Source organism: Paraburkholderia bryophila (assembly GCF_003269035.1).
Taxonomy (GTDB): Bacteria; Pseudomonadota; Gammaproteobacteria; order Burkholderiales; family Burkholderiaceae; genus Paraburkholderia; species Paraburkholderia bryophila.
In genome coordinates this window covers 1-2,028 of sequence record NZ_QLTK01000074.1, presented here as the reverse complement: position 1 = coordinate 2,028, position 2,028 = coordinate 1, and the positions used below count along the sequence as shown (strand labels likewise).

Here is a 2,028-nt window from a genome sequence, read left to right as displayed (position 1 = left end):
TGAACCAGTTTGCTATCCTGTTTGGCGAGCGCTTCACGCTCGCACGTGGCTAGAAATCTTTAAACCGCCTCGCACACAAAAATGCGGACAGGTTCGCGGGGCCACCCCGCAATCCTGAAGACCACCTTGCCGATCGCATGGCGACGCATATCGGCGACGCAGACAACGGCGCAGGCATTACGAATCCTTTGTACATCCGCCTTGATGAGATTCATACCGAGCATGGCGACGGAGTGGTGGGAAAGTTATTCGAATACTTCGATACTCATCCGGACTTGCCAGCTGCGGTGGTATTGATTGAAGACGGTTTGCAAACCCGCTCTTACCTACGTACGCCAGATGCCGATCGGGACTTACTCCACTCGAATGGCTACTTCGTACCAGAGCAACCCGACAGTTTTGTCGCACTGATGGTGACGCGCAAAGACCGAATAGATCGGATGGTCCGACCGTATGTCGTCAATGCGCCTGAGGCGATCGACAACACCAAAACGCAGTACGACGTGATCAAACTATGGAATTACTTCTGGTCGCAGCAGCGGGCCTATCCAAAACCTCAATCCGACGTTTCGGAAATGCCATGGGACTACTGGCAAAGCAAGCTGCCGGAATTCTGGAAGACCACACCATTGAAGATCCCGCACGGCTTCAAACCGAACCCGTGGGTCCCAATACCGTGGACCACATGGCAGTTGACGGAATACGACAACTGGCCAGTACTCGCCTACCTTCACCGACCGGTGCGAATCGCTCTAAGCAACAACCACGGCGAACCACTCAAAAAGGGCGAGCGCATCGAAAAGCTGCGTGAAGGCTGGCAACAGGCACTGGGCACCCTCGCTCCCAACGACCAGCCCGGCCGAATATTCCACGACACGGGCATGTCGACGAACAATCTCGCATTGCTCATCCAGGCCCTTCACGACAACCCGCAGCACATCGATCTGGACGACCCGAAGGACGCGTTCGACATGCAGCGCCGCATCGGCGGTGATACCGGCACGAGTTCGACGTGGGTGCAAATGACGCTCGCACTGATGATGGGATACAGCGACGGCAAAACAAACGCGCTCATCAATCTGCGTGATCCACTTCACGCGAGCATCGTGATGGTGTCGCCACCGGACCGCGCTTCGCGTGAAGCACATCCCCAAACATTCAGCTGGGATTTCTAAATGGCGGTGCCACGCGCCCTCGCTGGCTGGTTAATAGACTTTGGAAGGGGCCCAGATGAATCGACGAACACTGCTTCTCACCCTGCTATTTCTGTTACTGGCAGGAAGCCTATTTGCAGGGTACAGCGCGTGGCAGAGAAAAGACGTGCAACGGATCGATCCGTCGACTGTGCAAAACGCAGTCGCGGATGATCAAGCGGCCGCAGTCGCTGCCCTACGCGATCCACGTTTCACGCTCGAGATACGTCGCTTCGGCGTGACGGTCGACAAATTTCGACAGCGCGCGATGCTAATGCGCCTCGACGAGGCTGGCGCTTCTGGCATGCTCCTGTTACAGGAGCCAAAAGAATATCCCTATACGGGTGCCGACCGCGCGTTTGTAGCAGCGCAACGCGAAAACAATGTATTCGGCTACGCGCTTCGTGATTGGGTCATGTGCTGGCCGATTCCCGTGATCGCGGCTGGGCCGCCCCGCGACGTTGCCGATCCATACGCCGATCGCATGGCAAGTCGTATAGGAGCGGCAGACAACGGCGCGGGTATTCAGAGCCCGTTGTATATCCGTCTTGATGAGATTCATACCGAGCACGGCGACGAGGTGGTGGATCGGCTGTTTGAGTTTTTCGACACACATCCGAACTTGCCCGCTGTCGTCGTGCTGGTTGAGGATGGTCTCAACACACGCGCATCGATGCGTACTCTTGGAGAGGATTATCTGGAGCAGGCGCGCCGAAGTGCGTTCTTTGTTCCTGAGCGACGAACCTGTCCGCATTTTTGTGTGCGAGGCGGTTTAAAGATTTCTAGCCACGTGCGAGCGTGAAGCGCTCGCCAAACAGGATAGCAAACTGGTTCA

The 2,028-nt window shown here is 56.4% G+C and carries 2 protein-coding genes; both read left to right on the top strand.

The window, feature by feature from the left end:
- Positions 1–137: 137 nt before the first annotated feature.
- Positions 138–1,175, top strand: a complete 1,038-nt coding sequence (locus tag BX591_RS35780; protein WP_244147215.1) for a type VI lipase adapter Tla3 domain-containing protein — start codon at positions 138–140, stop codon at positions 1,173–1,175.
- A gap of 55 nt (positions 1,176–1,230) precedes the next feature.
- The gene (locus tag BX591_RS35775; RefSeq protein WP_244147214.1) at positions 1,231–1,995 is read left to right on the top strand and encodes a type VI lipase adapter Tla3 domain-containing protein; all 765 of its coding nucleotides are present in this window, start codon (positions 1,231–1,233) and stop codon (positions 1,993–1,995) included.
- Positions 1,996–2,028 lie beyond the last annotated feature (33 nt).